The organism is Candidatus Kapaibacterium sp. (assembly GCA_025059875.1).
Taxonomy (GTDB): Bacteria; Bacteroidota; Ignavibacteria; order Kapaibacteriales; family HRBIN21; genus HRBIN21.
Genome location: JANXCT010000031.1, coordinates 1 through 530 on the forward strand (window position 1 = coordinate 1; position 530 = coordinate 530).

Genomic DNA, 530 nt, shown 5'->3' on the forward strand with positions numbered 1-530 from the left:
GCACCCAGCCGTAGTGATAAACGTACGCAGGTAGTTCACGCGCTCGCAGAGGGCGAGCGCCGCCACCAGGTAATTGTTTGCGGAAGCCCTGAGCATCGCCCCATGAGATGACATCTCCGGTGTTACGCACGATGCGGACCTCGCGCCGGTACCATTGCCGTCCTGCCCCGATATAGTCATAGCTGCCGTAGAAATGATAGTATCGCAGGACAAAAGCTTCTACCCGCTGGTCCTTGACATTTTCTTGTAGGGCCTGCCGAATGGTCTCGTAATCACGCTCATGGAGCACTTCGTCGGCCTGTAAGTAGATGCACCAATGTCCGCGGCAAGCATTGAGCGCGATTTGTGTCTGCTCGGCTAATATGCGCCAGCCCGGCTCAGTGGGATGCCATTGGGTAGGAAGAATCCGGATCTCGGGGGCACCAATACTTTCGACAGCTTCCAGTGTCCCATCTTCGGAGTCGCCAACTGCTACGATAATTTCGTCGCAAAGAGGTAGGAGAGAGCGAAGAGACTCCACTACAGGATAG

General features: G+C 55.7%; 1 protein-coding gene. It reads right to left on the bottom strand.

Annotation, left to right across the window (positions count from 1 at the left end; all coding sequences use genetic code 11):
• Nucleotides 1-530, bottom strand: a 530-nt coding sequence (locus tag NZ960_08655; protein ID MCS7177658.1) for a glycosyltransferase family 2 protein, incomplete at both ends; no start/stop codon positions are given.